Raw genomic sequence first — 25,745 nt, forward strand, 5'->3', positions numbered from 1 at the left:
TCTATTTCATGAATCGAAGCGCTAGGCGCATAAGGCGCGGCATCATCATCGGCCGCAGCAACCTCGCATCGTAACCCTTCATGCGCCGATCGTTTTCAGAAAGGCAAAGCTCAAAGAATTGGCGCTTCGAAAACCCTGTGGCTACGGCACTGGCGCCGTCAGTCAGGAAATTCGACCGAACGCCTTTCCGGCGACGGCGACGCGTCTCGATGGCCATCCCGATTCTCGATGCGAATTGCTCGCCGATGGCAATAAGGCATTTCGCGTCGAACAAGCAGCGCCGTAGGAAACCCAGATTGGCACGACGATAGGCGACAAAATTAACAAAAAACATGATGTGCCGGGCTTCTTCTTGGATGACCGGCTCGAACGTTTCGACAAGTGCAGGCGGAAAGAAGCCAGAACTCCGCGCCAAATCAAACAGGCCGAAAGCGAAGAACGAATTGATGCACTCACCGAATCCGGTTCGCAAGAAGCCGAACTCCGGATTATTCGGCGGCAAATAGATCGGCTCCGGCCCCAGTTCGATCCGATAGAAAGTCAGCATGTTATGCAGAACTTCCTTGTGTCTACGCTCCTCTGCAGCATTGAGACTGAGCGCCTCGGCGATCACGGGATCTGACAATCGATTGGCCTGCCATTCCATCCGAAGCGAGGCTCGCCCTTCAATGGCGACAGCCGTATCCCAGAACGGAAGGGAAGCCAGTCGTTGCAGCTCCGCTGGCGACAGGTCCGGCCAGGGAATGACGGCTGGTTTATAAGGATTGTAGGTCTCGGTCAGCAGGCGGCAAAAAGCATCCCGATGGGCTTTGCCGCCCGGCTGCAATCGGCCCTGGTCTGGAAATGACCAGTTATAATAGGGCGTCGGGTCATACTGGGCGATATCAAGCATCTCGAAATCCATGGTGGCGCAAGCGAAAAGCCCCTATGGCTTGTTGCGGTTTATGCCACGCAAGATATCCCTGGACAAGTCGGCTACCGGCCGACCGTGATATCCGTCACTCGAATGGAGTGCGACAATCTGGCACGGATTTGCCCCCAGCGGCCGGTTAACGGCCTATCCCAGGATCAACGCCGCGGCCTTTTCGGCGATCATGATAACGGGCGAATTCGTATTGCCCGAGGTTATTGTGGGCATGATCGAAGCATCCACGACGCGTAAGCCGCCAACACCATGCACACGCAGTTGCTCATCGACCACCGCCATCGAGTCACGCCCCATTCTGGCGGTCCCGACCGGATGAAAGATGGTCGTGCCAATATCGCCGGCCAGCCGGGCCAGATCACCGTCGGTTCGGTATTCAATCCCGGGCTTGAATTCGGTCGGCGTGAAGCGAGACATGGCGCGAGTTTCCATTAATCGCCGAGCATGTCGAATTGAATCAGCAGCAACCTTGCGATCAGTCTCGTCCGAAAGGTAATTCGGATTGATTGCAGGCGCCACATCTGAGTCAGCCGAAATCACCCGCACCGATCCACGGCTTGCCGGCCGCAGATTGCAAACCGACATGGTGATGGCAGGGAACGCGTGCAGCGGTTCTCCGAACGCATCGAGTGACAATGGCTGGACGTGATATTCGATGTTGGCGGTAGCAAAGCTCGGATCCGATTTTGCAAAGATGCCGAGCTGGCTCGGCGCCATAGTCATAGGGCCACGCCGACGTAGCAGATAGTCGCCAACAATCTTCGCTTTGCCAAATAGGCTCCCGGCCATCTGGTTTAGCGTCCGCGCTCCATCTACCTTGAATACAGTCCGGATCTGTAGATGGTCCTGCAGATTCTCGCCAACGCCGGGCAATTCATGACGCACTTCTATTCCGGCCGACTTCAGGATTTCGCCGGCACCTATCCCGGACAATTGCAGGATGTGCGGTGAACCGATCGCGCCGGCCGACAGAATGACTTCACGCCTGGCCACGATCTCAACCAATTCCCCGCCCATCTTGCACGTAAGCCCAGTGACGCGCTGTCCATCTATCTGCAGCCTGTCGACAACCGCCCCCGTCATGACGGTCAGATTTTGCCGCTGAAGAACTGGCCGCAGGAAAGCTTTCGACGTGTTCCAACGCACGCCCTTCTTTTGGTTCACCTGGAAATAGGATGAACCCTCATTGTCGCCGCGGTTGAAATCGTCAACTTTGGGTATGCCGAGTTCCTCAGCCGCATCACGCACAGCGTCGAGGATTGGCCAATGGATACGCGGCTCCTCCACACGCCATTCCCCTTCGGCGCCATGAACGCCTTCAACGGGTGCAAAATGCCGTTCCGACCGGATGAAATACGGCAATACATCGTCCCAAGCCCAACCGGTATTCCCCATTTGGCGCCAACCGTCATAATCTTGCGCCTGGCCTCGCATATAGATCATGCCGTTGATCGAGGAACAGCCGCCAAGAACCCTGCCGCGCGGATAATTCAGCGCTCGTCCATTAAGTCCGGTTTGCGGAGCGGTCTTGAAGCCCCAATCCGTCCGCGGATTGTTCATGCAATAGAGATAGCCGACCGGGATGTGGATCCAGATGTAATCATCTTTGCCGCCAGCTTCCAGCAGCAGCACCCGGTTGGAAGGCGATGCGGACAGCCTGTTCGCCAGTACGCAACCTGCCGAGCCAGCTCCGACAATTACGAAGTCCCATTCCCCTAAACGGCGTGGCGGCACCATCTATCCCTGTCAATCGTCGCGTGCCAGGGCGTTGTCGCCGAGTTCCGTCAGAACGTCAATTACTTCGGGCACATAGTGCTGGCCATAGCCGGAACCGTTCGCCATCGCATAGAGCTGATGGACAGCCGAAGCGACAAAAGTCGGAATCGGCAACGTCTCGGCCATCTGCAGAAAGTAGCGCACGTCTTTCTGGGCGTTTGCGACGGCAAAGCGCAATTGCGTGTTGTCCCCATCGATCTGATAAGCGGCGAGCCGCTGGAACATCACGCTGTTGGCTCCGCCGGCACTGACGATCTGGCGCAGAGCATTGAGGTCCACGCCGGATTTCTTCGCAGCCGACAGGGCCTCGGCCGTCACCGCCGCATAGCCGAGCGAGAGCATGTTGTTGATCAGCTTCGCCTTATGCGCGGCGCCCACATCACCGCAATGGACGATCGTATCAGCAAAGCATTCCAGGACCGGATTGATTTGGGCAAGGACCGCTTTGTCGCCACCAGTCATCAAACCCAGCTTACCCGCTTCCGCCTCTTTCGGCGTTCGTGTCATCGGAATGTCGACAAAGTGACCACCCTTCGCCGTGATCTCCGCCGCCAGAACCACGCTGGAGTCCGGCTGGGCTGTCGTGCAATCGGCGACAATCGTGCCGTTCCGGATGCCGGCCAGCAAGCCATCCGCGCGCCGGACAATGTTCTCCATCTGCACCGAATTGCCGACCACGGTGATAACCATGTCGCATGACGCTGCAAGCTCCGCCGGCGATTTGGCCTCCGTCGCACCTTTGGCAATGAGATCGTCGACAGGTTCCCGGTTGCGGTGCGCCAGAACCGAAAGACGGTATCCCTTGGCCAGAATGTTCTTGCCGATGCCGTGTCCCATCAGGCCAGCACCGATCAATCCAACGCGCTCGATCTTCTTCATGTCCCGCTCCTTAGCGCGCCAACAGACCGCGACGTGCGAGGTTTTCCATCAGCGCTCGTGACCCAAACGTCCACGGCTCAATCTCTGTCGTCAGGCGAACGCGATTGACCAATGCCCCCAACTTGGGCGTAGCCACGGTCACGACATCGTCGATCTTGTGGGTGAATCCCATGCCCGGAGCACCGCGATCCTTGATGGGTGCGAACATGGTTCCAACATAGAGCACCAGCCCATCCGGATATTGATGGTTACGGCTCAGTGTCTGTTTCGCAAGGTCCGTGACATCGCGGCTGATCTCGCGCATGGATGACCGGTCATCAAGGACGAATTGGTCGAGCCCGGTCACTTTCACTGAAAGGTCGGCCTGCCGCAAATCGTCGATTGTGAAGGTGTCGTCGAACAGACGGATGAACGGGCCGAGTGCTGCGGAACCGTTGTTATCCTTGGCGCGCCCCAATAGCAGCGCCGAACGCCCTTCGAAATCACGTAAGTTGACGTCGTTGCCCAACGTGGCGCCGACGATGCGGCCGGCGGGGTCGATGACCAGTACCACCTCTGGCTCTGGGTTGTTCCAACTGGACTCCGGATGAATGCCGATATCGGCCCCCACCCCCACCGCTGACATGGGCTGTGCCTTCGTGAAGACCTCGGCATAGGGGCCGATGCCGACTTCCAGATATTGCGACCACATACCCCGCTCGATCAGCGCCTGCTTGAGGGTTTCCGCCTCAGGGGAGCCCGGCTTGATCCGCCGCAGATCACCGCCGATCTCCTTGGCGATCACCCGGCGGATGCCTTCCGCTGCTCCCGGATCACCCTTTGCCCGCTCTTCGATCACGCGTTCCAGCATGCTGGCTGCAAATGTGACACCGCACGCCTTGATAGCCTGCAAATCCGTCGGCGCCAGCAGATAAGGCTTGGCTGGATCGCGGCGGTTCGACGGCGTATTGGCCAAGCATTCGGCAAGACTGCACAGAACGGGTGCCTTGGCGGCGGCTGCTCGCACTGTAGTTAGGACGCTTTCGCTGGCAAGGAGGCCTGCCACGGTCGGTATAGCGGCAGAAAGGTCTCTCAGCGCATCACCATCAACCAACACCACACACGGCCCGGCATTTGGTCCCGGTGCCCAAACGCGGCCAACCAGCGTTCCAGCTGAACCGTCCTCCGGCAGCACAACCGATGGACTTAGCGAAATATCCATATTGGATTCCTGTCTTTAGGCAAGGTAGTGCGTGCGCCACGACGCCGAAGGCACGGTCAATTAATCATATGATATTTTCTATGGGGCCCTCGCCCGGTGAGTCAAGGTGATGCGTGGTTAAGCATCACCTTGCGGTGCCGCCGCCAGATCCAGCACCTGCTTCGCTGCCGCCGAACTGACATGCTCGCCCCCGCCGGCTACTTGCACCGTCGGCTGCGCGAAATTGATGCCATTTTCATTGAACACCTTCCGAATGAGCGCCAGCGCCTTGCGACGAATGACAAACTGCTCTCCCGGCTTGGTCATCATCTTCATACGAATCTGGATCGCATAGTCCCCAAATTGCTCGACGCCCTGCATCTTCAGTGGTTCCAGAATGTTCGGCGCGAACTCGGGATTGGCTTGCAGTTCCTTGCCGACTTCCTTGATCAACTTGCGCGCCTTTTCCAAATCGGTGTCATAGGTAACGCCGATCGTCAGCTTGTCGATCACCCAGTCGCGGCTCATATTCTGAACCGCTCCCAGTTCGCCGAAAGGAACCGTGTAGAGGGGGCCGCGGTGATGGCGCAGCTTGACAGACCGCAGGCTGAAAGATTCCACCGTTCCCTTGTAGCTGCCGCTCTGGATGTACTCACCAACACGAAAAGCATCATCCAGCAGGAAGAACATGCCGCTGATGATGTCCTTGACCAGTGTCTGGGCACCAAAGCCAACTGCGACGCCGACCACGCCTGCACCGGCGATCAATGGCGCGATCTCGATGCCCATTGCGGACAGTACCATCAACAGCGCAATGACACTGATGACGACAAACAAGATATTCCGAAGGATGGGCAGCAAGGTCCGCAAGCGCGCCTGTCGCCGCAGATCCTCGCTGTCAGCAATAGCGCTCTGTGGGACGCTTGCGAGTTTGGCATCGATGACAGCGCGCGCCACATACCAGATGAACTCGGCCACTAGGGCGATAACGACTGCACTCAATATCCCTCGGGTCAGACGAGTACCAAGCGTATCCTGCATGGTCATCGCGACGAGATCAATGTGCCATGCTCGCGCCAGCAGCAACGCGGCACAGATGATCAATAGTGCGCGAACACCGCGTTCGATCGATACCTCGGCAACACCGCGTACATTGCCCGCGACCGCAGCACCGGCCGGCCGCAACACGTGATTGACGGCATGACGTGCGCTACGGATCGCTGTCGGCAAACCCACCGCTGCAACGGCCAGCCAGAACGTGGGCATGGCTGAGGCAACCCACAGCACCCACAGCAGGACAACATATCCCGTAAGCAACCAATTGACGATGCCACGGTGTGAGTTTTGCAGCGGCATGCTGGCCGTCAAATCCGCCGGCGGGCGGCGCCAAATCGCCTCTACGCAAACAGCGAGCAGCACAAGCCCCAGGCCATAGGCGATCAAAACGCGCGAACTATATGCAAAGCCGAATGTGCCCAGGAGACCGACGGAGACCCATCCCAGCGCCAGCCAGCCAACAAAAATCGCAAGCCGTCGATACCAGAACCACGCTGCTTCACTATTGACCGGCACAAGCCGGAACCGTTCGCCACCTGGCGCCAGAATGAAACGGGCGATTACCAATGTCATACGAAGGATCAAAAAGGCGCTCAGATAGGCAAGGACGATTTCCCGCAGCAATGGCGGTAAGGTCAAAGCCAGAAAAGCACCGACACTGCCTAGCGCGAAGGCAATCACCAACCCCAGTCCGAACAACAGCCGGATTCCGGCAGCCCGCAATCTTTCGCCCACAGTGTCCAGTGGAATGTTGACGATCCAGACCTGTATCGGCTTGGTGACCCAGCGGAACAATGACTCAAGGACCCATCCCAAGCCCAAGAATCCAAGAATGAGGGAGCCGATCCGGACGATCCCGCGATTCTCGAACTCCACCATCACGATATCCCTGGCCCGACCAAACTCAGCAGGCAACCGCGGCACCGCCGCCATCAGATTGGCGATGTGGCTTCGGATCTCGGCAAGGCGCTGGTCGATATAGATTCCGGGCGCAATCTCCTCCGATGCGACCTTCGTTGCTTCTGGATTGGGTCGCTGGGAGGCCACCCATTCCCTGACGGCCGGATCATCAAGTAGGCGCAGCAATTCCTCGATTTGTGGCGGCGCTGAAGTTGTGCTGGAGTTCGATTGCGCCCAGGTTTGGCCAGACAGGCATATTGCCACAGCCAGCACCATCCACCCCACCACACGCGCAAACATCAAGTCTCTCCTTGCCTTTGCCTCCCCCCTATGCTGCCTCTTTTTGGAGGTCTTGCCCAGTATGGCGCTACTGGGGATTGCGTCGCTTCACAGCAACCGTTGATTTACCTCAACCCGCCCCCAATTTCATGTGGCATCCTTTCGGACAACGATCCGGGCCCGCCACCATGCTTTTGCACTTTCACCGCCTCCAGTTCTGCGCCGTGGCAACTGCGCTCATGTTTCTTGCCGCATGCACCAACCCGACCGTTGGCACGAGCAAGGGCACTGAACCCGCACCTTCGACGCCTTCATCACCCCCTACCGTCACCCAGCCCATTGAACAGCCTGCAAATCTCCCCCCGACTTCATCAGAAACGCCGGAGATCGGGCGCCTGCGCACCGCCATCGCACAATATGAGCAGATCACCGCCAGCGGTGGCTGGCCCCTCGTACCGCCGACAGAAAGCTTGCGACAAGGCGATTCGAGCCCCCTGGTCCCGACACTCCGTGCGCGATTGGCTGTCGAGGGCGATCTGGCCAAGCCATCGCAGTCGCCCCTGTTCGATGCCGACCTTCACACCGCACTGATCCGCTTCCAGCACCGGACCGGACTGACCGAAGATGGCGTTCTCGGCCGTCGCACGCTCACTGCGCTCAATATCCCCGCTGCCAGCCGCCTCTCCGCGCTTCGCCAGAATTTGAGCCGTCAGTTGAGAGAGAAGCGCAACTGGGGAGATCGCTACATCGCCGTCAACACAGCGGCGGCAACCTATAGGCTTGTCGACAACGGAGCGGTCCTTTTCGAAACGCGAGTCATCGTCGGTCGTCCGAACTGGCAAACGCCGCGCTTAGACGGGACCATCGATCGACTCGTCTTCAATCCAACTTGGTCGGTCCCTCCACATATCGCGCAATCGGAACTTATGCCGCGCATCCGTCGTGAGCCGGGTTACATGCGCGCCCATCATATGAGTCTGGTGGACGGCATGATTCAGCAGGCGCCTGGTCCCGACAATCCATTAGGTCGGTACAAATTCGTGTTCCCGAACGATGAGAGCATATATCTGCATGATACCAATGCGCCAAGCCTCTTTGGCCAGGACGAGCGGCACCTTAGTCATGGTTGCGTGCGCCTGTCGAACGCCGAGGAGCTGGCGCGCCATCTGCTGAAGGGCCAGACCGGTTGGGATGAGCTGGACATCGCATCTGCCGTAGCCACCGGAAAGACGGCAACCGTCAGGCTGGACCGGCCCATGCCGATCCATCTCGTTTACGACACAGCTTGGGTCGAGCCAGACGACACGGTGCATTTCAGAAATGACATTTATGACCAGGATGGGAACCAATAGATCGCCCCTCTTCACTGGCCTTCGCGACTCTTCTGCAACTGCTTGCCGATCGGCCCCAAGCGGGTGAGAATTTCGGCTACACCCATCCATGTCATATCTGAATTGCGGCACAGTGCAATTTTCGCCGCTACCGGTGGAGGGAGCAATTGAACCAGCGACTTTCCGATCCGGCTCGGCGCCACAATGACCAGTTGATCGAAGCGGCTCCTCCCACCTTTGAGATAATCGGCAAGCCTCGCCACAAACAGATCCTTCTCATGCTGTTTCAGAGACAGGCGCGGCTCTATTCCGTGACGCGCCGAATTGGCGCTCTCTTGCGCTCGAGGCAACCGGTCGGCCGCCAATTTCCCACCAATCAGGCGAGAGTCTGAATGCATCTCCAAGCGAACAGCCACCCCGGTATGCAGGGTATCACTTTCCAATATTCGGGCGTGACCGCCATCAGCAATGACTATCCAGGTCCGCATATCTTTACTGCGCGACGCCCTGGTCTTTGGTGCGGATTTCATGAGAGCCTCCTGAAACTTGACGGGTAGAATTCTCGGGCCGAATGACCGAGGCCGTGTTGATACAGGTCAAATCGCCCTTCTATCCACCTGGATTCAGGTGGATGTATTTGGATCGTAAGGAGGAAAACATTGTCTGGGAATAGCGCTGAGACTGGAGCAATCGTCGCAGCCGCGAAGGATGCCCAGGCTGTCGTGGTCGACTTTTTGCGGCAACCCGCGAGCTATGCCGCTTTCGGGAAAGCTGGCCTTGTTTCGGTCGAAACGATTGAAACCCACGCCTCTGTCATATTTCTGGTTGGCGATCGCGCCTACAAGCTCAAACGTGCAGTTACCTACTCCTACCTGGATTATGGCACCTTGGCGCTTCGCGAACAGGCCTGCCGAACAGAACTGGACCTTAACCGCCGGACGGCACCCGACCTCTATCTCGACGTTCTCGCCGTCCGGCGTCGGTCCGACGGCTCGCTCGGTTTCGGGGGAGACGGAGAACCAGTCGATTGGCTGGTGGTCATGCGACGCTTCCCGCAGGAAAGCCTGTTCAGCAACCTTGCTGAGACAAATAACCTGACGAATAAGCATCTCTTGCGCCTTGCCGACCGCATCGCGGCCTTTCATCGGTCCGCCGACTTGCGCACGGACCAAGGGGGCGCCGCCGGTATTGCCGCTGTCATTGCCATCAACGACCAGAATTTGCGACGAACGCTCGGGCGGGGCAACCGCCTCCCGCAGATTGATGCCCTGAAGCGAGCGACGGCTGAAGCATTCGAAGCGTCGGGTGAACTCTTGGAACGCAGGCGCTTTGACGGGTATGTCCGGCAATGTCATGGCGATCTCCACCTCGGCAACATATGTTTGCTCGATGGCGAACCGACGATCTTCGACTGTATCGAGTTCAGTCCGCTCATCTCCTGTACCGACACACTCTACGATCTTGCCTTCCTGTTGATGGATCTGCGATTCCGTGGGCTTGCTGGAGGTGCGTCCCGTGTCTTCAACCGGTACATGGATCTGATGAACGACGAGACGGGCCTGCCGTTGATGCCGCTATTCCTGTCGTTGCGGGCGGCAGTTCGCGCGCACGTGACAGCCACGACTTTGGCGACCGCGCATGATGATAGTCAGGCGACCCGCGCCAAGGCGGAAGCCTATCTCGATTTCGCCTGCCACGAATTGAAGTCCGCCTCACCGCAGTTGATCGCAATTGGCGGGTTTAGCGGCACCGGAAAGTCAAGCGTTGCCGCAGCCGTGGCGGCCGCCATCGGGCGTGCGCCGGGCGCCAGAGTGCTGCGCAGCGATGTCTTTCGCAAGCGACTGTTCGGCCGCGCGCCGGAAGAACGCCTGCCTGCCGACGCCTACGCCGCCGACATTAGCGACCGCGTCTACCGATCCCTCCTCGATTCAGCCGAAGCAGCGCTTCGTTCGGGACAAAGCGTCATTCTTGATTCCGTCGCGGCGCGTCATGGCGAGCGCGCAGCCATGCAGGGCCTTGCCGCCCGACTCAAAATACCCTTCTGCGGCGTCTGGTTGACTGGTGAGCCCGATGTGCTGCGCCGGCGCATCGTGGCTCGTCGACACGATGCCTCGGATGCAACCGCCGAGGTCCTTGAACAGCAATTGACCTATGATGTCGGAGAGATGGACTGGGAACAGATTGATGCGGGCAACGAACTTGATGCTGTCGTCCGAGCGGTTGAGGCGTACCTCAGGCCATGACGGAATTTGGCTCTTCGGCCTCGGTTAGCGCGACGAGCCGAATGCCGATTGCCTGTTTGGCTACCAGCCTGTTTCAAACCAAATTTGCCCGGGCCTTGGAGAGAATCTCAACAGCTTCAGCGTCGCTCAACTGGGTGAAGTCGAGATAGTATGCTCCGACCGCGTCAAAATCTTCCGGCTGCTCCAGACAAATGATCTCATCCGCCTCTCTTGAAAGATCGCGCAATGAGCCCACCGCTGCGACTGGAATTGCCAAAATCAGCCGCTTGGGCTCCTGGCGACGCATGGCCCGCAGCGCCGCACGCGCTGTCGCGCCGGTCGCCAAACCATCGTCAACCACGATCGCCGTCCTCCCCTTGGCCGGCTCGGTCGGCCGCCCCGCCAGATAGATGGCGCGACGCCGGGCCAGTTCCTGCAATTCCAATCTGGCCGCAGCATCAATTGCCTCTTTGGACGGTTGCAGCTGGGTGGCGAAATCATTGAGCACGATTTCAGGCGGCCTGCCATCCACCACGGCGCCCAAGGCCAATTCCGGTTGAAAAGGCGCCCTGATTTTTCGCACCAGAACGATGTCCAGGGGGCATTTCAGCATCTTGGCGACCTCAAACCCCACCGGCAGGCCACCGCGCGGCAGAGCATAAACAATTGGCTTTTCAAACCCCTTGGCTTTCAGGCGGACACCCAGTCGGCGGCCCGCCTCGCTCCTGTCGGCAAAGGTCATCTGGTCCACTCCAATGGGGAGTTCTTTATATATCAGAGGCACGGACCCACCGCATGATCTGGATCATTCGTTCGGCCATCAGTTGAGTGCCAAATAGAAATATGCTTTGCAATAAGGGGAGCGGACTGGGAGCCAATCCTGAGTCGCTGAAATGTGACGCTTTTTTGGGTCAAGCAATGTCTGATCGTGAACCGACCGACAGTGTCAGGCGCCCTTTGCGCAAGTCAAATGGGGAAATTGATTATTCGGCCCTGACGGTCCTGGTGCTGGATGACAACGCTTTTTTCGGACGCCTGCTTCAGCAGATATTTCGAGGATTTGGCACAGAAAGCGTCAGCGTCACTAACAACCCCGAAGACGCGCTCCTTCTTCTCGCAACGGACCGCTATCATCTGGTCATCGCCGACCAGATGATCGGAACCCACGTCGGCAGCGATTTCATCAGCCGGATCAGAGCAGCCGAAGGACAACCCTACCAGCAAATTGCCGTTATCATGGTTTCGGCCCACACAGATGCAGACAATGTGCGTCGCATGCGCGATTGCGGCGCAACCGAAATCCTCGCCAAACCGATTTCGCCCGGCGGACTTCTCGATCGTATTGAATTGGCCTTAAAGGCCCCGAGGGCCTTCGTGAAAGGCAACGTCTATCGTGGACCAGATCGCCGCCGGCGCATCGTCACCTATGACGGCGAGGAACGGCGTGGCGACCCCGCCGGCCAACCCGACACTCCAAAGGACTCATCATGACCACGCGCTGGCCGACCGGTTTCACCTGGGGTGTTTCGACATCCAGCTATCAGATAGAGGGCGCCGTCGCGGAAGATGGCCGCAAGCCCAGCATTTGGGATACACGCTGCCGGACACCAGGCAAGGTTGCCAATGGCGATACGGGCGACATCGCCTGCGATCACTACCATCGCTTCGGCGAAGATACCGCGCTGATGCACGACCTCCATATACCCGCCTATCGCTTCTCTGTCGCTTGGCCCCGTGTCCTGCCTAACGGCAAGGGCGCTACCAATGAAGTTGGCTTGGCCTTTTATGATCGCCTCATTGATGGATTGCTTGCCGCTGGCATTGAGCCGTGGCTGTGTCTCTATCATTGGGATCTCCCACAGGCATTGGAGGACCTGGGCGGCTGGACCAACCGTGATATCGTCGGCTGGTTCGCCGACTACGCGGCCCTCCTCGCCCGCCGCTATGGCGATCGCGTCAAGCGTTGGGCGACCATCAACGAGCCCTCCGTCTTCACCTTGTTCGGTTACGCCATGGATTGGTCCGCGCCGGGCCAGATCGATCGCACGGCACACCTCAAGGCGATCCACCATGTGAATCTGGCACACGGCGTCGCTGTCGATACTCTCCGTGCTCTGGTCCCGGGGGCGCGCGTCGGCTGCATTCACAACCGCCAGCGTGTCATCCCGGAATCGAACAGCGACGCCGACGCGTTCGCCGCGCGAAAGTTGCACGCCTTCTGGAATGACGCCTTTCCGGAGCCGCAATTGAACGGTGTCTATCCCGCCGCACTCGCCGATGATCTTGCCCCTTTCATACGGCCCGGCGATATGGCTCGGATCTCCCGCCCCTGCGATTATTTCGGTCTCAACCATTACGGCCCGATTTTCGCCAAGGCCGATCCAGCAGCGCTTTGGGGGTTCGCTTGGGGCGGAGCTCCGGCCGACGCACCAAAATCGGATATCGGCTGGCCGATCTTTCCCGACATGTTCCGTGACGAGCTCATCGACCTATCCCGTCGTTACCGCTTGCCGATCTACGTGACCGAAAATGGCTGTGGCGGTCGCGCGGAAACCGGTGCCGAAATCGACGATCCGCACCGCATCAAATATCTCAGCGCCTATATACGGGCGATGCGCGCTGCGATCGCCGCTGGCGCCGACGTCCGTGGCTATTTCGTCTGGTCTCTACTCGACAATTTCGAATGGGGCTCCGGCTATTCGAACCGCTTCGGTCTGGTCTTCGTCGACTTCGCGACCGGCAAACGTACCGTCAAAGCGTCCGGCCGTTGGTTCAGCGATCTCATTGCCGGACGCGTGGACATTTGACCGGCATCCGCTATCGAGGCGGTGAGAGGTCCTTCAGGATCAATCCGCCGGCATCGCGCACCACGCTGACCGCCCGGGTGCCGAACCCCGACAGCGTATCGCGGTGGCCGATGGCAACGATGGCGGCATGGGAGAATTCGCGATTGAGGAGCTGCACCATCTCCCTCTGGCCAGTCACATCGAGCGCTTCTGTCGCGTCCTCAAGGAATATCCAGCTGGGTCGTTGCAACAGCAAGCGAGCGAAACCAAGGCGCTGCTGCGCATCGGCAGTCAGCGATTGATCCCATTTCGCCACCTCTTCCAGCCGATCGATGAGATGATCGAGCCCCACTTGCCGAAGAGCCGCCACGATCGCAGCCTCGTCTCGCGCTGATGGCGGAAGCGGATAGCATAGGACGTTGCGCAGTCTGTCGGCGGGCATGTACGGCCGGGATGGCATGAAATAGATCTCGGCGCCGGCCGGAATCTCGACCCGCCCGGTACCCCAGGGCCACAGCCCCGCCACGGCTTTCATGATGTTTGCAGCCGGGCCAGTCTCTCCAGTCACTAGCAGATGGTCCCCCGGGCGGATTTCGGCATTGACGGCCGCCAACTCGGCGTCGCCGGCGGCGTTACTGATTGAAACATTGTGCAGCGTCAGAGCCGCCCGGTTCGAGGCCACAATTTCAATGCCACCTTCCCTGCCATGCCCCAGAGCGACAATCCCGTCATGGAGTCCCATCATCCGTTCGACGGATGCGCGCCAATCGGCGAACTTGCCCAGATTGTCGATGGCCCAGGAAAGAGCTGCGACAGTCTGCTGAAACGCCTGGGCCGTCTGCATCAGCGCGCCCAAAGTGATGAGCCCCAGCATGTAACGTGGCGCCATGATGAGGGTCGGGAATACCTGCGACAGCACGGACCAGCTCGAGCTGAAATAGAACATGCGCGCGAGCGCCGCGGTAACGCCGTCCCAGGCGACATGGACACCGGAAAACAGGCGGCGAAAATTGTCTCTTTCATTCGCCTCCCCCTTGGCCAATGCAATTCGCAGCGCATTTTCGCGCGCGTGCACCAGACCAAATCGAAAGTCCGCCTCGGCCGTCTGTCGCCGGTCGACGGATCGCACCAGGAATCGCCCCAATGTCAGAGCGCAGATCGTCCCGATTGCAGCGTAAACAATGGCGATCCAGATCAGGTAGCCGGGCAGATGAATCTGAACGTCGTCGATCAAATAGTAGGGTGGCTCGGAAAGGGACCAGAGAATGCGCGTGAAGCTGATCAGCAGCAGGACGTCATAGAGCAGCGAATGCGACAGATCGATCGCATACTCCGTCGCATTGTGTACGTCCTCGGCAATTCGTCCGTCGGGATTGTCATGGGCGCCCGGTACAAAGGTCAGCAGATAGGGCCTGCCCGCCACCATCCATTCGTTCGTGATCTTTTCCGTCAGCCATTCCCGCCACCCGATCTGCAATTGCCGCTTCACACGCAGATGCAGATTGACGATCACGACATTGGCTACAACGATGAGCAAGAGGAAGATAAGCAGAAAAGATAGCCGGTCCATAGCCCGACTCTCCAATGCATTGAAGAGATCAAGAATCCAAAGATTGATGGCAACCGGAATACTGATCTGCGCCACCGTCAGCGCAATCAGCGCCAGCACCAGGAATCGGGCCAGCCACCGATGCTCTGCCCACCAGTACCCACCGGCAACACGCCAGAAATGCCGAATAGCTGCCCACCAACTCATGCCAATCCGCTTCGAATTGCCCACCCCCGCCAGAGCATAGCAGAACCCATCCAGGTTATTAACCTATTGATTTAGCGATATTCCAAGTTCGGCAGCGCGCCGCTTCTTTATGCACTCTTTATGCCGGTCCCGCCAAAATCGTCTCGAATCTTTATGCCGCCCACACGTAATTAATCATGGTCCTCCAAGCAACGGGATGAACCATGGTCGACATTCTCTATACTGCGTTCGCAGCGGGTCTCTTCATTGCGGCCTGCCTTTATGCGCGGGCGTGCGCCCATATCTGAGGCTGATTGTAAATGATTCTTGATCTGCTCCTTGGTGGGGCGGCCGTCGTGCTGCTCCTCGGCTACATGACCTTCGCGGTCATCTGGCCGGAAAAACTCTGACCCACCGGTGATTTCATGACTGCCAACGGTCTACTTCAGATCGGCTTGTTCTGCGTCGTCATCATTGCGCTCGCCAAGCCGCTGGGCGCCTATATGACTGGCCTTTTCGCGGGCGAGACGACTTTTCTCTCTCCTTTCCTCCGCCCTGTCGAACGGGCGATCTATCGTGTTTGCGGGATCAATCCCAGGGAAGACCAGCACTGGTCCGTCTACGCGTTGACCATGCTGCTCTTCAACGGCGCCGGCTTCCTGCTGCTGTTCGCGCTGATGCGGCTGCAGCAATACCTCCCGTTGAACCCCCAAGGATTTGGCGCGCTCGCGCCGGACCTTAGCTTCAACACAGCCATCTCCTTCGTGACAAACACGAACTGGCAGAATTATGCCGGTGAGACAACGATGAGCTACCTCACCCAAATGCTGGGTCTCACCGTCCAGAACTTCGTCTCGGCCGCCACCGGCATTGCACTCGCGGTAGCGCTCATTCGGGGATTCGCGCGTCGTTCGGCTGCCGGGATCGGCAATTTCTGGGTCGACCTGACGCGCTGCACGCTCTACATCCTGCTGCCATTGGCATTCCTGATCGCCCTCTTTCTTGTGACGCAGGGGATGCCGCAGAACCTTGATGCCTATGTCAGCGCAACGACTCTTGAGGGCGCGCAGCAGACGATCGCCCAAGGTCCCGTCGCATCGCAGGTTGCCATCAAGATGCTGGGTACCAATGGTGGCGGCTTCTTCAATGCCAACGCAGCACATCCATACGAAAACCCCACGGCCCTATCGAATTTCATCCAGATGGTGGCGATCTTCGCCATCGGCGCCGGGCTGACCAACGTCTTCGGTCGCATGGTCGGGGACCAGCGCCAAGGTTGGGCCGTCTTCGCGGCAATGGGTATCCTGTTCCTTATCGGTGTCGGCATCTGCTACTGGGCCGAGGCGCAGGGAAATCCAGCCTTTACCGCACTCGGCGTCGACCAGGTCGCTGGCAATTTGCAAAGCGGCGGCAACATGGAGGGCAAGGAAGTCCGTTTCGGCATCGCCAATTCCTCGCTCTTTGCCGTCATCACCACAGCCGCTTCCTGCGGCGCCGTCAACGCGATGCATGACAGCTTCACGGCCCTCGGCGGCATGATCCCGCTCGTCAACATGCTTCTGGGTGAGGTTATCATCGGCGGCGTTGGCGCCGGCCTTTATGGCATGCTGCTCTTTTGCATCCTGTCGGTCTTCATCGCAGGGCTGATGGTGGGGCGTACGCCGGAATATGTCGGAAAGAAAATCGAGGCACGCGAGGTCAAAATGACCGTCCTTGCCATTCTCTGCATCCCCTTGGTCGTTCTCGGCTTCACCGCTCTGGCAACCGTGCTCCCCGACGCGCTCAAGAGCGTTCAGGATGGCGGCCCCCACGGCTTCTCCGAGATTCTCTATCTCTACACATCCAGTGCCGCAAACAATGGCAGCGCCTTTGGTGGATTCACCGGCAACACGCCATTCTACAATATGACCGGGGGCATCGCGATGTTCATTGGCCGTTTCTTTGTGATCCTGCCCATGCTGGCCATCGCCGGCTCGCTAGCCGCCAAGAAATCGGCCCCTGCCAGTGTCGGCACTTTTCCGACACACGGCCCTCTCTTCATCGCTCTTCTCGTCGGTGTGGTGTTGATTGTGGGCGGCCTTACCTACTTCCCGGCATTGGCTGTCGGCCCTGTGGTCGAACATCTGATGATGCAGGCCGGTCAGCTCTTCTAAGGAACTGTAAAATGTCCAACCCATCCAAGCGCAAATCGACGCTGCTCGATCGCGGGATCATTGCCGAGGCCGCCATTGCCTCCTTTAAAAAGCTGGATCCGCGCAGTCTCTACACCAACCCAGTCATGCTGGCGGTCGAACTGGTGGCCGTGATCGCCACAATTCTCTTCGCCCGAGATTTCATTGAAGGGAACGGCTCCCTTTTTGCCGGCCAATTGGTTGGCTGGCTCTGGGTGACTGTACTCTTTGCAAACTTTGCCGAAGCAGTTGCAGAAGGACGCGGTAAGGCACAGGCCGACGCGCTGAGAAAGTCGCGCATCAACGCGACTGCCAAGAAGCTCGGACAAACGAAGCCCTATGAAATCGTGTCCGCCCTCTCCTTGCAGCCAGGCGATATCGTCCTGGTCGAAACCGGTGACCTCATACCAGGCGACGGCGAAGTCGTAGAAGGTGTTGCGTCCGTCGATGAATCGGCCATTACCGGTGAGTCTGCGCCGGTCATTCGCGAGAGCGGCGGCGATCGTTCGGCTGTTACCGGCGGGACGCGCGTCCTTTCGGATGAAATCAAGGTGAAGATCACGGCCGCCCAGGGCTCAACTTTCCTTGACCGCATGATTGGTCTCGTCGAAGGCGCCAAGCGCCAAAAGACACCCAATGAGATTGCGCTCAACATCCTGTTGGCCGGCATGACTTTGATCTTCATCTTTGCCGTGGCGAGCATCCCGAGCTTTGCTGCCTATGCCGGTGGTACGGTATCGGTTATTGTCCTCATCGCCCTGTTTGTGACGCTCATTCCCACAACCATTGGCGCCCTGCTCTCGGCAATCGGCATTGCCGGCATGGATCGGTTGGTCAAATTCAACGTGCTTTCCATGTCGGGGCGCGCGGTCGAAGCCGCCGGAGACGTCGACACCTTGCTGCTCGACAAGACCGGCACGATTACGCTGGGCAATCGCTTGGCTGCCGAGTTCGTACCGGTCAGCGGTGTTGCTGCCGAAGAACTTGCCAGCGCCGCCCAACTCGCCTCTTTCAGCGACGAAACACCGGAAGGCCGCTCGATCGTGATCCTCGCCAAGGAAAAATACGGGCTGCGCGGTCGCGAGATGGCACCAATGCATGCGACTTTCGTGCCGTTCAGCGCGCAAACCCGCATGAGCGGAATCGATGTCGACGGTCGCTCCATTCGCAAAGGTGCCGTTGACGCCGTACTCGAGTTTCTCAAAGCCCGTAAAGGCGGTCTTACCAGCATCTCCCCGGAACTGAATGAAATCGCTGAACGCATCGCCAAAAGCGGCGGAACCCCTCTCGCCGTTGTCGACGATGATCGCGCACTCGGCGTCATTCATCTAAAGGACGTCGTTAAAGGCGGCATCCGTGAGCGCTTCCAAGAGTTGCGGCGCATGGGTATTCGCACCGTCATGATCACAGGCGATAATCCGTTGACGGCTGCGGCCATCGCGGCCGAAGCGGGCGTCGACGACTTCCTCGCCCAGGCAACGCCGGAGACAAAGCTTAAGCTCATCCGCGATGAGCAAGCCAAGGGCAAGTTGGTTGCGATGTGTGGTGACGGGACCAATGACGCGCCGGCACTGGCGCAGGCCGATGTGGGCGTCGCCATGCAAACCGGTACCCAGGCAGCACGCGAAGCCGGTAACATGGTCGATCTGGACAGCAACCCGACCAAACTTATCGAAATCGTCATGATCGGTAAGCAACTGCTGATGACGCGCGGCGCCCTGACCACCTTTTCCATCGCCAATGACGTGGCCAAATACTTCGCCATCATCCCGGCCATGTTTGCCGCCTTCTATCCCCAACTCGGCGTGCTCAACATCATGGGATTGTCGACACCGGAAAGCGCCATTCTCTCGGCCATCATCTTCAACGCCCTCATCATCGTGGCGCTCATTCCTTTGGCCCTCAAAGGGGTGCGCTATCAGGCCAAGAGCGCTGGATCGCTGTTGGCCAGCAATCTGCTTATCTATGGCGTCGGTGGTCTGTTGGTGCCCTTCATCGGCATCAAGGTGATTGACGTCGCCATCAACGCGCTCCACATGGTATAAGGAACGGAGAACCACTATGCTTGCGCAATTGCGCCCGGCCTTTCTACTGTTGATCATTCTGACCGTCATCACGGGCGTGATCTATCCGATGGCCGTCACCGGTATCGCCGGCCTTGCTTTCCCGGACGCCGCTCACGGCAGCTTAATCGTGAAGGACGGCCGCATCATCGGCTCGCGCCTCATCGGTCAGAGCTTTGCTGGCGCCACCTATTTCCACAGTCGCCCGTCCGCCGCGGGCGCCAATGGATACGACGCGGCCGCATCCTCGGGTTCTAATCTCGGGCCGACCTCAAAGGTCCTGGTCGATCGCGTAGCGGCAAGCGTTGCCGCCGAACGGGACGAGGCAGGAACGCCGGTTCCGGCTGATCTTGTCACGACGTCGGGCAGCGGCCTTGACCCGGATTTGACGTCCGCCGCCGCTTACTATCAAGTGGCGCGCGTAGCAAAGGCCCGAGGAATGGACGAAGCCGTGGTTCGGAACCTGGTCGACCAGCAGATCCAAGGCCGCACATTTGGGATTCTTGGCGAGCCCCGGGTCAATGTGCTAACGCTCAATCTCGCTCTTGATGGGCTCACCGCTCAATGACGGAATAGCGCCATAAATGGCCACAGCGCCGGAACAGCTGAACCGCCCCTCCGCGGATGCACTTTTGCAATCCGCGCAGGCGGAACATCTCGGCCGCCTCAAGATCTTTCTCGGGGCGGCCCCTGGCGTTGGCAAAACCTATGAAATGCTGCTGGCCGGCAAGAAGCGCCGCCAAGAAGGTACCGATGTCGTCGTCGGTGTCGTCGAGACCCACGGCCGCACCGAGACCGAGGCACTGCTTGAGGGGCTGGAAATCATCCCCCGGGCAAGGGTCGCCTATCGTGGCCATGATCTTCCTGAAATGGATATCGACGCCATCATTGCCCGTCGGCCGCAGCTCGTCCTGGTGGACGAACTCGCGCATACGAACGCGGAAGGCAGCCGCCACAGCAAGCGCTACCAGGACGTCGAGGAGTTGCTCAGTCGGGGGATAGACGTCTATTCGACGCTCAACATCCAGCATCTGGAAAGCCTCAACGACATCGTAGCGCAGATTACCCATGTGCGCGTCCGTGAGACCTTGCCCGACCATGTCGTCGACCGCGCAGACGAACTTGAACTCATCGACTTGACGCCGAAAGACCTGATCCAGCGCCTTCGGGAAGGCAAGGTCTATCTTGGCGATGCCGCTGAGCGCGCCTTGCAGAACTATTTCTCGGAAGGCAACCTCACTGCTCTGCGCGAACTAGCCCTGCGACGCACAGCGCAACGTGTCGACGATCAGATGGTCAACTACATGCAGGCCCATGCCATCGCCGGCCCTTGGGCGGCGGGAGAGCGGGTGCTGGTCTGCGTCAATGAACATCCAGCCTCGTTCGGCCTGGTCCGCTATGCCAAGCGGGCGGCCGATCGGTTGCAGGCGCGCTGGAGCGCCGTCTATGTCGAAACAACCCGCTATCATCATCTTGCCGAAAAGGACCGTGACCGGATTGACGAGGCGCTGCGCCTCGCCGAGCGTCTCGGCGGCGATGCCGTCACGCTGCCCGGCAACCACATTGCAGCCGACCTCATTGCCTACGCGCGGGGCAATAACATCACCCAAATCATCATCGGCAAGTCGAACCGGTCCCGCTGGTTCGAAATCCTGCACGGCTCCGTCGTGCGCGAGCTGGTCCGCGCATCCGGCAATATCGGCATTCATGTCGTCGCCGGAGAACATGTACGCGAAGAAGAACAGAGCGGTGAAATTGCCGAGGTCGAAGGCACCTTCAGTCTGACACCGTATATCGGCAGTGCCTTTACGGTTGGCCTCGCTTTATTGGCCAGTCTTTGGATCGATCGTTTTGTCGATCTCCCCAACATCTCCATGATGTTCCTTGCCGCAGTCCTGTTCTCCGCAGTTAACTATGGACTATGGCCTTCGCTCTTTGCCTCGATCCTCAGCACGCTTGCCTACAACTATTTCTTCCTAGATCCGATTCACACGTTCACCGTCGCCGATCCATCCAACGTCATCGCACTCTTCTTCTTTCTCATTGTTGCCATACTGACGAGCAATTTGACCGCGAAGGTGCAGGCAGAGGCGCGCGCCTCGCGTCAACGCGCGGCATCGACGGCAGCACTGTATAATTTCAGCCGCAAGGTGGCGGCGATCGGCGAAATGGACGATCTCCTGTGGGCGGTTGCCCATCAGATTGCCTTGATGCTGCGGGTCCATGTCATCCTCTTGCTGCCGGAACCCAATGGGGACATCGCCGTTCGTATCGGCTATCCGCCCGACGACGAGCTCAACGCGGCCGATCTGGCGGCCGCGCGCTGGGCCTGGGACCATGGAAAGCCGGCGGGTCGTGGCGCGGAGACCTTGCCGGGCGCCCGCCGCCTCTTCCTGCCCTTGGCCACCGAGCGCGGCAAAATCGGTGTCATGGGCCTTGACCGCGAAGAGCCCGGGGCCATGCTCACCCCAGATCAGAAGCGCCTGCTCGACGCTCTGTGCGATCAGGCGGCGGTCGCGATCGAGCGCATCAATTTGAAGCAAGATATCGACAAGGCGCGTGTGGTCACGGAAACGGAAAAATTGCGCACGGCCTTGCTCACGTCGATTTCGCACGATTTTCGGACGCCGCTTGCCTCCATCATCGGTTCCGTTTCCAGCCTGCGCTCGCTCTGGCAAAAGTTTCCCGACGATACGCGTGAGGATCTCCTCCGCACCGCGCAGGAGGAAGCCGAGCGCCTCAATCGCTTCATCGGCAACATTCTACATATGACTCGCCTCGAGGCGGGCGCCCTCGCCCCTTCAGCCCAGCCAACGGATCTCTCCGATATTGTCACAACCACGATTGCACAGGCCGCTCCGATTCTTGCGCAGCATCGTGTCACAACCGAGTTTCAGCCCGCTCTGCCTTTGCTGCATATCGATCCGACACTCACCGGACAGATCCTCCTCAATCTCCTCGACAATGCCGCGAAATACGCGCCATCCGACAGCGAAATCCACATAAGTGCTCGACAGGACCAGGATACAGTGAGGCTAAGTGTGTGCGATGAGGGACCGGGCATTCCTCCCGATCAGTTGGAACGCATCTTCGACCGCTTCTTCCGTGTCAGCGCCACCGATCGCCGTCGCGCTGGAACCGGTTTAGGATTGGCGATTTGCCGTGGCTTTGCCGAGGCGATGGGAGCTAGGATCCAGGCAGGCAACCGAACCGATCGGTCCGGCGCCATCTTCACGCTCTCATTCCCACTTACCCTCCAGGTGATGTCTTGAGCGGCCCACAGCGAGTCCTCATCATCGACGACGAGCCCGCCATCCGCCGCTTCCTTAAGAGCAGCCTGATTGCGCACGGTTTCGATGTGTCTGAGGCTGAAACGGGTAAAGCGGCCCTCACCGCACTGGCGGGTGGTTCCTATGCGCTCGCGGTCGTCGATTTGGGCTTACCCGATATGGACGGCCAGGATTTGGTCCGACGCATCCGCACTGAATCACCGCTGCCCATTATCGTCCTGTCGGCGCGCGATGACGAGGCGGGCAAGGTCGCGGCCCTTGACGGCGGCGCAGACGATTATGTGACCAAGCCCTTTGGCATCGACGAATTCATGGCGCGCGTCCGCACGGCCCTCCGGCATCGGCTGCAGCAGCGGGGCCAGAATGCGGTGCTGCGCCTTGGCGACTTGGTCATCGACGTCCTCGCGCGCGAGGTGCGTCTGCGCGAGGCTGAGGTAAAGCTCTCACGCCGCGAGTTCGACCTTCTACTTTACCTCGCCGAACATGCCGGAAAGGTGGTAACCCATCAACAGGCCCTCACCCACGTCTGGGGGCCGGGCCAGGGCGACTATATCGAGTATCTCCGCGTCTATGTGCGTCAGCTGCGACAGAAAATCGAAACCGATCCGCAGCACCCGGCCTTCATCCAGACCGTACCCGGCGTTGGCTATCGCCTGGCTCCGGCCGGTAAGTAAGCAATCCTTTCGCACCTGCAGCAGCCCTGATGCGACTTGTCGCAGCGACGTTCTGCCCGCTTCAAGGGCGGAACCAACATTGTCTAACTTTGTTTGTGTCAAGCTAGCTGTCAGGAGGCCAACCCATGACGCGCTTCAACACCACGTCACCCTTGTCGCCCACCCAGGCGTTCGCCCACGGATATGAGGCCGGCGATCGCGTCCGGCACGAAAGCGCCTCCGACGCGCCCCGCAGCATGCCGCCCAAGACACCGGATGTCTTCGGTGAGGAATGGGAACAGGGCTACCGCGCCGGGTTGCGCGGCGAACTGGCGCCGACGATCACGTCCTGAGCAAGTTAGGTCACGTACCGCCTACCAGGGCACCGTCGGCATAGAGGCACCATTTGTCACGTGGTGCCGACAAGGCTGCCATGCCCTCGGGCAGGACATCGTCTCGTCCCACCTTCACGCGAACGATCGTTTCACCAACCTGAACGAGGGCGATGCGGCTGCTGCCGCAATCCTGCTGGGTGACAATCGGCCCGGTGACCAGCGGCTGCTCTGTTGCACCCGCAAGTGACAGGTGCTCCGGGCGGATCCCCAGCTGCAGTTTGCGACCGGTCAACCCCGCCCGTTCCGAAATGGGCAGAACCGTCTTTGTTCCCTCAATCCACAGCCCATCCGGTTTCAACACCAGATCCAGGAAATTCATCGCCGGCGAACCGATGAAGTAACCGACATAGGTCGTCTTGGGTCGCTCAAACAATTCGTCCGGCGTTCCTTGTTGCACGACGGTGCCATTCTTCATCACCAGAACCTCATGGGCAAAGGTCATGGCCTCATTCTGGTCGTGCGTCACATAGACGACCGTGAGTCGCGCCTGCTCGATCACTGCCTTGATCTTGCGGCGTAGGGCGAATTTGCTCTGCGGATCGATCACGGTAAGCGGCTCATCCATCAGCAACGCCGCCACATCGTCGCGCACCAGGCCGCGACCAAGCGAGATCAGCTGCTTCTGGTCCGCCGTCAGGTTACGTGCGCGCTTGCCCAAGATCGGGTCCAGTCCCAGCAACGCGGCGATCTCCTCGACCCGCGCCCGTACCTTCGCCGTTGGCCAGCGCCGGCAGATCAAGGGAAAGGCCAGATTGTCGGCCACACTTTTCGCACTGTAGATAACGGGAAACTGGAAGACCTGGGCGATATTGCGCGCCGCCGTCTTCACGTCGGTCATGTCACGTCCATCGATCAGGATCCGTCCATCGCTCGGCCGCAACAGGCCCGAAACGATGTTGAGCATCGTCGTCTTGCCACAACCCGACGGCCCCAACAGCGCATAGGTGCGCCCTTGCTGGAAAGTCACGTCCAACGGCTCCAGCGCGTAGGGCCGCTGGCCATAGCGATGCCCGATACCGACCAGCGCAATGTCAGCCATGATTCGCCCCCATCACCAGCTTGCCGTCTTCGGAAAAGAGAATGAGATGCTCGGGTCGGAAACGAACACGCAAATTCGTTCCCAGCACCAGATCGTGAATGCCCTTCAACTGCACGGACAATTCCCCGAACGCGCTGTCGACGTAAAGAAACGTCTCGGAACCGGAGATCTCCGAAAAAGCCAGCGTTACCCCGATACCGCCTTCCGAACAGAGCGTTACGTCCTGGGCCCGGATACCGACCTGATAGGGCCCCTCCTTCAGCCCAACCATGCCGGGCGCTGTTGCCAAGTCGAAATCCGCTGCGATCTGCAGCCGCCCGCGGGCAAGCCGTGCCGGCAGAATGTTCATCGGCGGATCATCGACCAACCGCGCCACTTCAATGGTCGCCGGCCGCGCATAGATCTCTTGCGGTGTTCCGGCTTGCAGAATGCGCCCCTCATGCATGACCACGATCTGATCACCCAGCATGATCGCCTCGGCCGGTTCCGTGGTCGCATAGACGATGATCGCATCCCGCTGGTCGGCAAATAGGTTGCGGAACTCGTCACGTAGCTGTTCACGTAGCTTGTAATCCAGATTGGCGAGCGGCTCATCGAGCAGCAGGATCGTGCTGCGTCGGACCAGCGCGCGTGCCAAGGCAACGCGCTGCTGCTGCCCACCGGACAGCTGCGACGGCCTGCGGTCGGAAAACTCGGCCAAGCCGACTTTCGCCAAGGCGGCCGTCACACGCGGCCAAATCTCCCCCACCGGCACCTTTGCCCGGCGCAAGGGAAAGGCGACATTCTCGAAGACGGTCAGATGTGGATAGTTGATGAATTGCTGATAGACCATCGCCGTGTCCCGTTCCCAAACGGGCAGGCTGTCGAGCCGCTTCCCGTCCAGCGTGATATGACCCGCATCCGCCGTCTGCAGTCCGGCGATGCTGCGCAGCAAAGTCGTCTTGCCGGCAAGGGTCCGCCCCAGCACCGTCGTCAGGCGACCGCGCGGAAAATTCGCCGAAAGATCGCTGACGAAAGGTTGACCATCTTCGACGATGTTGAGGTTCGATATTTCCAGCGACATGA

20 protein-coding genes and 1 pseudogene are annotated in these 25,745 nt (G+C 59.4%); 11 read left to right on the forward strand and 10 right to left on the reverse strand.

Translation table 11 applies throughout. The features are described 5' to 3' along the window. Window position 1: 1 nt before the first annotated feature. From ACE3PP_RS15140 to ACE3PP_RS15160, 5 genes are all read right to left on the reverse strand, one after another. A complete protein-coding gene (locus ACE3PP_RS15140) occupies window positions 2-892 on the reverse strand; it encodes a ferritin-like domain-containing protein (protein ID WP_374383750.1) in 891 nt (296 codons plus the stop codon). Window positions 893-1,057: 165 nt separating this feature from the next. Then, window positions 1,058-2,662 carry a GMC family oxidoreductase gene (locus tag ACE3PP_RS15145; protein WP_374383751.1) on the reverse strand — a complete coding sequence of 535 codons (1,605 nt, stop codon included), beginning with the start codon at window positions 2,660-2,662 and terminating at the stop codon, window positions 1,058-1,060. A 9-nt stretch (window positions 2,663-2,671) separates the two neighbouring features. Next, a complete protein-coding gene (locus ACE3PP_RS15150; RefSeq protein ID WP_374383753.1) occupies window positions 2,672-3,580 on the reverse strand; it encodes an NAD(P)-dependent oxidoreductase in 909 nt (302 codons plus the stop codon). A gap of 10 nt (window positions 3,581-3,590) precedes the next feature. After that, the gene (locus tag ACE3PP_RS15155; protein ID WP_374383755.1) at window positions 3,591-4,535 is read right to left on the reverse strand and encodes a fumarylacetoacetate hydrolase family protein; all 945 of its coding nucleotides are present in this window, start codon (window positions 4,533-4,535) and stop codon (window positions 3,591-3,593) included. 363 nt (window positions 4,536-4,898) lie between these two features. Next, a complete protein-coding gene (locus ACE3PP_RS15160) occupies window positions 4,899-7,016 on the reverse strand; it encodes a mechanosensitive ion channel family protein (protein ID WP_374383756.1) in 2,118 nt (705 codons plus the stop codon). A gap of 218 nt (window positions 7,017-7,234) precedes the next feature. Here ACE3PP_RS15160 and ACE3PP_RS15165 point away from each other — a divergent pair, with 218 nt between their 5' ends. Beyond that, complete coding sequence (locus ACE3PP_RS15165; RefSeq protein WP_374383758.1) at window positions 7,235-8,347, forward strand: murein L,D-transpeptidase; 1,113 nt, start codon at window positions 7,235-7,237, stop codon at window positions 8,345-8,347. 11 nt (window positions 8,348-8,358) lie between these two features. Here ACE3PP_RS15165 and ACE3PP_RS15170 read toward each other — a convergent pair whose 3' ends face one another. Then, window positions 8,359-8,856: a host attachment protein gene (locus ACE3PP_RS15170; RefSeq protein ID WP_374383760.1), complete on the reverse strand. Its 498-nt coding sequence runs from the start codon at window positions 8,854-8,856 to the stop codon at window positions 8,359-8,361. A 510-nt stretch (window positions 8,857-9,366) separates the two neighbouring features. On the opposite strand from ACE3PP_RS15170, the pseudogene ACE3PP_RS15175 reads away from it, so the two are divergent. Beyond that, window positions 9,367-9,792, forward strand: a pseudogene (locus ACE3PP_RS15175) (phosphotransferase); the annotation flags it as partial. A 75-nt stretch (window positions 9,793-9,867) separates the two neighbouring features. Next, window positions 9,868-10,569 carry an AAA family ATPase gene (locus tag ACE3PP_RS15180; RefSeq protein WP_374383958.1) on the forward strand — a complete coding sequence of 234 codons (702 nt, stop codon included), beginning with the start codon at window positions 9,868-9,870 and terminating at the stop codon, window positions 10,567-10,569. Between the two features lie 73 nt (window positions 10,570-10,642). On the opposite strand, the gene ACE3PP_RS15185 is transcribed toward ACE3PP_RS15180, so the two are convergent. Further along, window positions 10,643-11,290 (reverse strand): phosphoribosyltransferase, encoded by a 648-nt coding sequence (locus tag ACE3PP_RS15185; RefSeq protein WP_374383762.1) that lies wholly within the window; start codon window positions 11,288-11,290, stop codon window positions 10,643-10,645. Window positions 11,291-11,466: 176 nt separating this feature from the next. Between ACE3PP_RS15185 and ACE3PP_RS15190 the strand changes: the two genes are divergently transcribed. Both ACE3PP_RS15190 and ACE3PP_RS15195 read left to right on the forward strand, forming a co-directional pair. Next, entirely contained in the window at window positions 11,467-12,039 is a 573-nt protein-coding gene (locus ACE3PP_RS15190; RefSeq protein WP_374383764.1) for a response regulator, read from the forward strand. Then, a complete protein-coding gene (locus ACE3PP_RS15195; protein ID WP_374383766.1) occupies window positions 12,036-13,355 on the forward strand; it encodes a GH1 family beta-glucosidase in 1,320 nt (439 codons plus the stop codon). The genes ACE3PP_RS15190 and ACE3PP_RS15195 overlap by 4 nt, the downstream gene beginning before the upstream one ends. Window positions 13,356-13,365: 10 nt before the next feature. Here ACE3PP_RS15195 and ACE3PP_RS15200 read toward each other — a convergent pair whose 3' ends face one another. Continuing rightward, on the reverse strand, window positions 13,366-15,090 hold the full coding sequence (locus tag ACE3PP_RS15200; protein ID WP_374383768.1) for an ABC transporter ATP-binding protein/permease: 1,725 nt from the start codon (window positions 15,088-15,090) through the stop codon (window positions 13,366-13,368). A 404-nt stretch (window positions 15,091-15,494) separates the two neighbouring features. Here ACE3PP_RS15200 and kdpA point away from each other — a divergent pair, with 404 nt between their 5' ends. The 6 genes from kdpA to ACE3PP_RS15230 all read left to right on the forward strand — a co-directional run bounded on the left by kdpA (window position 15,495) and on the right by ACE3PP_RS15230 (window position 23,599). Beyond that, complete coding sequence (gene kdpA / locus ACE3PP_RS15205) at window positions 15,495-17,222, forward strand: potassium-transporting ATPase subunit KdpA (RefSeq protein WP_374383771.1); 1,728 nt, start codon at window positions 15,495-15,497, stop codon at window positions 17,220-17,222. Window positions 17,223-17,233: 11 nt separating this feature from the next. Beyond that, complete coding sequence (kdpB, locus tag ACE3PP_RS15210; protein ID WP_374383773.1) at window positions 17,234-19,285, forward strand: potassium-transporting ATPase subunit KdpB; 2,052 nt, start codon at window positions 17,234-17,236, stop codon at window positions 19,283-19,285. A gap of 16 nt (window positions 19,286-19,301) precedes the next feature. Beyond that, entirely contained in the window at window positions 19,302-19,871 is a 570-nt protein-coding gene (gene kdpC / locus ACE3PP_RS15215; protein WP_374383775.1) for a potassium-transporting ATPase subunit KdpC, read from the forward strand. A 16-nt stretch (window positions 19,872-19,887) separates the two neighbouring features. Beyond that, window positions 19,888-22,575 (forward strand): DUF4118 domain-containing protein, encoded by a 2,688-nt coding sequence (locus ACE3PP_RS15220; RefSeq protein ID WP_374383777.1) that lies wholly within the window; start codon window positions 19,888-19,890, stop codon window positions 22,573-22,575. After that, window positions 22,572-23,267 carry a response regulator gene (locus ACE3PP_RS15225; protein WP_374383779.1) on the forward strand — a complete coding sequence of 232 codons (696 nt, stop codon included), beginning with the start codon at window positions 22,572-22,574 and terminating at the stop codon, window positions 23,265-23,267. Before ACE3PP_RS15220 ends, ACE3PP_RS15225 begins: the two co-directional genes overlap by 4 nt. 125 nt (window positions 23,268-23,392) lie before the next feature. Beyond that, window positions 23,393-23,599 (forward strand): hypothetical protein, encoded by a 207-nt coding sequence (locus ACE3PP_RS15230; protein WP_374383781.1) that lies wholly within the window; start codon window positions 23,393-23,395, stop codon window positions 23,597-23,599. A gap of 10 nt (window positions 23,600-23,609) precedes the next feature. Here the strand turns inward: ACE3PP_RS15230 and ACE3PP_RS15235 are convergent, their stop codons facing one another. Together ACE3PP_RS15235 and ACE3PP_RS15240 are read right to left on the reverse strand one after the other, a co-directional pair. Further along, complete coding sequence (locus tag ACE3PP_RS15235; protein WP_374383783.1) at window positions 23,610-24,680, reverse strand: ABC transporter ATP-binding protein; 1,071 nt, start codon at window positions 24,678-24,680, stop codon at window positions 23,610-23,612. Further along, window positions 24,673-25,743 (reverse strand): ABC transporter ATP-binding protein, encoded by a 1,071-nt coding sequence (locus tag ACE3PP_RS15240; RefSeq protein ID WP_374383785.1) that lies wholly within the window; start codon window positions 25,741-25,743, stop codon window positions 24,673-24,675. The genes ACE3PP_RS15235 and ACE3PP_RS15240 overlap by 8 nt, the downstream gene beginning before the upstream one ends. Between the last annotated feature and the right edge of the window lie 2 nt (window positions 25,744-25,745).

This window comes from Dongia sp., assembly GCF_041910485.1.
GTDB lineage: Bacteria > Pseudomonadota > Alphaproteobacteria > Dongiales > Dongiaceae > Dongia.